Raw genomic sequence first — 5637 nt, 5'->3', positions numbered from 1 at the left:
GCCCGCCGCCACCACGCCCACTGCCGTGCCCCGGCGGTGTACGCGCCCGAAGGGGCACGGTCGGGCCAGGTGACGATCGGCACGGCGGTTCCGGTGGCCGCCGGGGCACGGCAGTGGGCGTGGTGGCGGCGGGCGATGGCGTCGACGTCGAGGTGGCCGCCGAAGGCCGGGTGGCCGGCCAGCCGGCGGGCGTAGGTCCACAGGGTCTCGTACGCGGCGATGTCCCGTACGGCCTCGGCGTCGAGGTGGTGGCGGTGCACGGTGTCGAGCTGGACCAGGGTGACCCACAGCTCCACGTCCGCCACGGTGATCCGGTCGCGGATCATGTGGTCGCGGTCGACGAGCCAGTTGTTCAGTGAGCCCAGCGTGCGCAGCAGGGTGCCGAGCGCCTCGGCGCGTGCGGCGGGGTCGGCCGCGGCCGACCCCGCGGAGCGTGCCGCCTCGTCGATGCCCTGGGCACACATGCGCTCCACGGCCTCGAGTTCCGACTCCGCGCCGCACGGGTACGGCGCGGAGCGGCCGCCGTCGAACCGCCGGGCCAGGTCGCGAGCGATGTCGGGGGCGTGGGTGCTCACGATCCGCCCCGACCAGCCGTCGCTGAGCACCGGGGCCAGGGCCGGTCCGGTGTAGCGGTGGGCACTGGCGTCGTACAGCGGGGACAGCTCGGTGTACCCGCCGTCCGGGCGGTCGGGGACGGCGGGCAGGACGGTGACCGCGCAGACGTCGTCGAGGCCGAGCAGGGTGTGCGTGACGGCGATGCGCAGACAGGCGGGGTCGGCAGTGGACAGGTGGAGGCGGTAGCGGCGCGGCACGGCGTAGTGACCGCTGCGCGCGTCCCGGCCGATCCGGCCCCGGAAGGCGGGGGCGGACGGCGCGGGCGTGTGCGTGGCGGGTGAGATGACGGACATGGCTCTCCCCAGGGCAGGCGCGCGGACGGGGGCGCGGAGGAAACGTCGTCTGTGCAAGGGCGCGTGGCACACCGGCACGGCGACGGGCGGGGGCCCGTGAGGCGGAGCGGTGGGGTGTGGACGCGCGGAGGCGAAGCCGGCTAGGCGAAGGATCCGATGGCGCTGCAGACGCGCAGCAGATCGATGTGACGGCGGGAGGTCAGAAGAAGCGACCGTCGGGGCACGCGGCTCACTCGGCTGGTGACCGGTTCGAGGCGCCCCATGCTTCCCTACCTGTTCACTAGGAATCCTTCGTCGAGTGTCGAGCCGGCCGCGCTCCGCGTCAAGAGGTGTCCACAGGGTGACCACGGCACCCTGTGGCTCACCCTGAGCCGGGCGCCCTGGGTCTGCCGGGAAGCGTGGAGTGCGTCCGGGTGCCCGCCCGGCGCCTACTTGTTGGTCGTGGGCAGGCCGGGCGGGTTGATCTCGGAGTCGGTCACCGCCTCGTCGGTCAGCCCCCAGCGCTCCAGCACCTCGGCGTACGTACCGTTGTCGATGATCTCGTCGATCGCGCCGGCGAGCGCGTCGACCAGGCCGCTGCCCTTCTTCGTGGTGGCCGCGATGAGGCCCTGGAGGGTGGCGCCGCCACCGGAGTACGAGCCGACGACCTCGGTCTTTCCGGTGGTGGCCGCGTAGTAGGCGGAGGTCGGGCTGGGGCCGAGGTAGAGGTCGATGCGGCCGGACTGGAGCCCGAGATGCATGTCGCTGTCGTTCTGGTAGTACTTGATGTCCACCGGCTCCCGGCCGGCCTTCTCGTTGTCCTTGCTCCACTCGATCAGCAGCTTCTCCTGGTTGGTGCCGCTGCTCACGGCGACGGTCCTGCCCGCCACGTCCTCGGCCCCGGCGATCTTCAGGCCGCTGTTCCTCTTCGCCTCGAACGCCAGGTTGTCCTCGCGGTAGGTGGCGAAGTCGTACTTCTCCTTGCGTTCCTCGGTGACGGTGATGTTGCTGAAGCCGACGTCGTACTTGGCGCTGTCCAGGCCGACGAAGATGTTCTCCCAGGAGACGGGGTTCAGCCGCAGTTCGAGGCCGAGGACGTCGGCCACCAGCGAGGCGATGTCCGGCTCGACGCCGATGACGGTCTTGTTGTCGGTGGCGTGGAAGGTCAACGGCGCCGCGGAGCCGGAGGAGTTGACGACCTCCAGCGTGCCTCTGCCGCGGATCTCCTCCGGCACCTGTGCGGCGATGGAGTCCACCTTCTTGGTGGTGACGCGGTTCTGGTCCGGGCTCAGGTTGATCTTCGTGAGGGCGCCGGACGTCTGCTTCACCTCGGTGGTCCCGCCGTCCGAGGGGTTGCCGCAGGCGGCGAGGCCGAGGACGGCGGTGAGTCCCAGCGCGGCGGCGGTGCGGCGGACGGGCGAGGCGGTCATGGGCGTACTCCTTGGGTGCGGGACGGAGAGAGGAAGACGAAGGGAGAGAAGAAGGGAAGGGGAGGAGGAGACGAGGAGGGGAAAGGGGAGGCCGGATGCGGCGGGTCAGAGGACCTTGGAGAGGAAGGCCCGGGTGCGCTCGTGCCGCGGAGCGTCCAGCACGGCCGCGGGCGGCCCCTGCTCCACGACGACCCCGCTGTCCATGAACACCACGGTGTCGGCGACCTCGCGGGCGAAGCCGATCTCGTGGGTCACCACGATCATGGTGGTTCCGGTGCGGGCCAGGTCCTTGATGACGTCGAGGACCTCACCGACGAGTTCCGGGTCGAGCGCCGAGGTGGGCTCGTCGAACAGCAGCACCTTCGGTTCGAGGGCGAGCGCGCGGGCGATGGCCACCCGCTGCTGCTGGCCGCCGGACAGTTGCCGCGGATAGGCGTCGGCCTTGTCCTCGAGCCCGACCCGCGCGAGCAGCCGCCGGGCCGTGGCCTCGGCCTCCCTGCGCGGGCGGCGCAGCGCGGAGACCGGTGCCTCGACGAGGTTCTCCAGCACGGTCAGGTGCGGGAAGAGGTTGAAGTTCTGGAAGACGAACCCGATACCGGTCCGCTGTTTGAGGACGTCCTTCTCCTTGAGCTCGTACAGCTTTCCGCCCGAGCGGCGGTAGCCGACGAGTTCGCCGTCGATGGCGATCCAGCCCTGGCCGACCTTCTCCAGATGGTTGATGGTGCGCAGGAGCGTGGACTTCCCGGAGCCGGACGGGCCGAGGATCACGGTGACCTCGCCCGTGCGGACCCGGAGGTCGACGCCGCGCAGCACCTCCAGCGGGCCGAAGCTCTTGTGGACGCCGTGGACGTCCACCATGACCTGGCGCGTCACGGGGTCCGTCGGCTCGCTCGTCACCGCACTCATCGGCTGCCTCCCAGGGGCTTCAGTGGTACGACGGGCTGTTCGCGCTGTGCCGCGGCCGCGCGCAGGGTGCGGATCAGGCGGCAGGCGCGCTGGAGCGGGGTGGGCGGCGGAGTGCGGTCGGCGCCCCGCGCGTAGTGCCGCTCCACGTAGTACTGCGCGACCGACAGCAGCGAGGTCAGCACCACGTACCAGGCGGTGGCGACCAGCAGCAGGGGGATCACCCGGCCGTTGCGGCCGTAGATCACCTGTACCTGGTAGAACAGCTCGCCGATGGACATGACGTAGACGACCGAGGTGCCCTTGAGCAGGCCGATGATCTCGTTGCCGGCCGTGGGCAGGATGGCGCGCATCGCCTGCGGCAGTACGATCCGCCGGATCTGGCGCAGCCGCGGGATGCCCAGGGCGGCCGCGGCCTCCAGCTGTCCCGGGTCGACGGAGACGACTCCGCCTCGGACGATCTCGGCGGCGTAGGCGGCCTGATGCAGTGTCAGTCCGATGACGGCGGCGCCGATGGTGCCGATCAGGCTGTTGCTGTCGACGGACCAGAAAACCGGGCCGAAGGGGACACCGACGCCCAACTCCTTGTACAGAGCGCTGAGATTGAACCAGAACACCAGCTGGACGATCATCGGGATCGACCGGAAGATCCAGATGTAGGTCCAGGCGACGGTCTGCAGCAGCGGGCTGCGGGACAGTCGCATGAAGGCGAGGACGGTACCCAGGAGGAAACCCAGCACCGTGGCGTAGGCGGTGAGCTGGAGGGTGACCCACACTGCCCGGACGATGGTCTCCGAGAGGACGTAGTCACCGAAGACGGCCCATTCCCAGACGGGATTGGTGGCCATCCCGTGCACGAACTGCGCGGCCAGGACGGCCACGGCGACGGTCGCGGTCCACCGGGCGTAGTGGCGTGCGGGGACGACCTTCAACGAGCCCGGATCGTCCGGGACGGGTGCGGCCGAGGGGCGGCCGCGGCCCGGGGAGGACGCGCCGGGCGGTGCGGCGGTGGATCCGGTGGGGAGTCCCATCGTGGCGTTCCTGCTCACTCGTCAGGTGTGTTCGGGCGGGTTGATCCGCGAGGTCCCGATCGCGGAGGCGTCGGTGCCCCACTTCTTCAGGATCCGGAGGTAAGTGCCGTTCTCGATCAGCTCGTTGACGGCGGCCTGGAAGGCCTTGGTGAGCGGGGAGCCCTTCTTGAAGGCGAAGCCGACGTCGAGCCGGTGGAACTCACCGAGGAACGTGGTCCGCGACGCGGGCTGGGCCGCCTGGTGGCGCAGGCCGTTGATCGTCGACATGATCACGTCGATACGACCCTGCTGGAGCGCGGTGAGGGTCGCCGCGTTCTCCGCGTAGACCTTCACGTCGTACGGCTTCCGGCCGGCCTCGGCACACCGGTCCTTCTGTGCGGCGAGGGTCGCCTCGAAGGTGGTGCCGGCGCCGGTGCCGATGGTCAGCCCGCACAACTGGAGGAGGTCGGTGACCCGCTTCCCGAGGGACCTGTTGCCCTTGGCCACGGCGAAGCCCTGGCCGTCGTTGATGTAGGTGACGAAGTCGACGGTCTTCAGACGCTCGCCGGTCACGCCGAAGTTGCCGGTGCCGACGTCGTACTTGCCGCTGCCGAGGGCGGGCAGAATCGTCTCGAACGAAGCGTCCTGCCGCTGCAGTTCGACGCCGAGGACCTTCGCCACCGCGTCGGCGACGTCGATGTCCTGGCCGGCGGGCGGTTCGTCCGAGCCGTCGGGGTAGTACGCCCCGGGCGGGAAACCGATCGAACTGCCGACGCGCAGCGTGCCGGACGCCCTGACACCGGCGGGCAGCAGGGCGGCGACGGACTCCACCGTGCGCACGGCGGCCACCGGGTCGTCGGACGGCGCGGCGGACACCTGGGGACCCGCTCCGGTACCGGAGGGCTCGCCGGATCCACAGGCGGTCAGCGCCAGTACGGGCAGCAGCGCGAGGGCGGTGGCAGCGAGGCGCGGGCGGGTTCTGAGCGTGCGACGGTTCACAGGTCGGAGGCCTTCCATCCGTTCGCGGCCGCGGGGGCTGTCGGGACGCCGACCGCCCGGCCGGCCGCGCGGTCGGCGTCGCGTTTGGCGACCTCCTCACGGACGAGCGGGATCACGTACCGGCCGAAGTCGATCGCGTCGTCGAGCAGGGCGTAGCCGCGGGCGGACAGGATGTCGACGCCCAGGTCGTAGTAGTCGAGCAGCGCCTGGGCCACCGTTTCCGGGGTGCCCACCAGGGCGTTGGAGTTGCCCGCTCCCCCGGTGGCGGCCGCCGTCGGGGTCCACAGGGCGCGGTCGTAGCGCTCGCCCGCCTCGGCGATGGCGATGAGCCGCTGCGAGCCGGTGTTCTGGGGCACGGCATGCGGCCCCCGGGGGCGATGGCGCCGCCGGGGTGCCGCATGCCGTGCC

General features: G+C 71.1%; 7 protein-coding genes. All 7 read right to left on the bottom strand.

What is annotated here, in order from left to right:
* Positions 1–908: glutathione S-transferase family protein (locus AOK11_RS36215; protein ID WP_063793573.1), on the bottom strand; the 908-nt coding region annotated here is incomplete at its 3' end.
* Positions 909–1048: 140 nt separating this feature from the next.
* The gene (locus tag AOK11_RS46525; RefSeq protein WP_338058968.1) at positions 1049–1171 is read right to left on the bottom strand and encodes a putative leader peptide; all 123 of its coding nucleotides are present in this window, start codon (positions 1169–1171) and stop codon (positions 1049–1051) included.
* A gap of 165 nt (positions 1172–1336) precedes the next feature.
* Positions 1337–2317 (bottom strand): ABC transporter substrate-binding protein, encoded by a 981-nt coding sequence (locus tag AOK11_RS36210; protein WP_055597878.1) that lies wholly within the window; start codon positions 2315–2317, stop codon positions 1337–1339.
* Between the two features lie 105 nt (positions 2318–2422).
* Positions 2423–3223 (bottom strand): amino acid ABC transporter ATP-binding protein, encoded by an 801-nt coding sequence (locus tag AOK11_RS36205; protein WP_055597877.1) that lies wholly within the window; start codon positions 3221–3223, stop codon positions 2423–2425.
* Positions 3220–4251 (bottom strand): amino acid ABC transporter permease, encoded by a 1032-nt coding sequence (locus AOK11_RS36200; protein WP_055597876.1) that lies wholly within the window; start codon positions 4249–4251, stop codon positions 3220–3222. The genes AOK11_RS36205 and AOK11_RS36200 overlap by 4 nt, the downstream gene beginning before the upstream one ends.
* Positions 4252–4272: 21 nt before the next feature.
* Positions 4273–5229 carry an ABC transporter substrate-binding protein gene (locus tag AOK11_RS36195; protein WP_240497626.1) on the bottom strand — a complete coding sequence of 319 codons (957 nt, stop codon included), beginning with the start codon at positions 5227–5229 and terminating at the stop codon, positions 4273–4275.
* Positions 5226–5637, bottom strand: a 412-nt coding sequence (locus tag AOK11_RS36190) for an LLM class flavin-dependent oxidoreductase (protein WP_240497625.1), incomplete at its 5' end; no start/stop codon positions are given. The genes AOK11_RS36195 and AOK11_RS36190, both read right to left, overlap by 4 nt.

The organism is Streptomyces hirsutus (assembly GCF_001418415.1).
GTDB classification, from domain to species: Bacteria; Actinomycetota; Actinomycetes; order Streptomycetales; family Streptomycetaceae; genus Streptomyces; species Streptomyces hirsutus.
Note: the sequence above shows the minus strand (reverse complement) of the source record. Positions and strands in the feature narration are given on the sequence as shown.

Excerpts from the sequence above, each read along its gene's own strand:
- AOK11_RS36200 (WP_055597876.1), bottom strand. The coding sequence starts at position 4,251 with ATGGGACTCCCCACCGGATCCACCGCCGCACCGCCCGGCGCGTCCTCC.
- AOK11_RS36210 (WP_055597878.1), bottom strand. The coding sequence starts at position 2,317 with ATGACCGCCTCGCCCGTCCGCCGCACCGCCGCCGCGCTGGGACTCACC.
- AOK11_RS46525 (WP_338058968.1), bottom strand. The coding sequence starts at position 1,171 with ATGGGGCGCCTCGAACCGGTCACCAGCCGAGTGAGCCGCGTGCCCCGA.
- AOK11_RS36205 (WP_055597877.1), bottom strand. The coding sequence starts at position 3,223 with ATGAGTGCGGTGACGAGCGAGCCGACGGACCCCGTGACGCGCCAGGTC.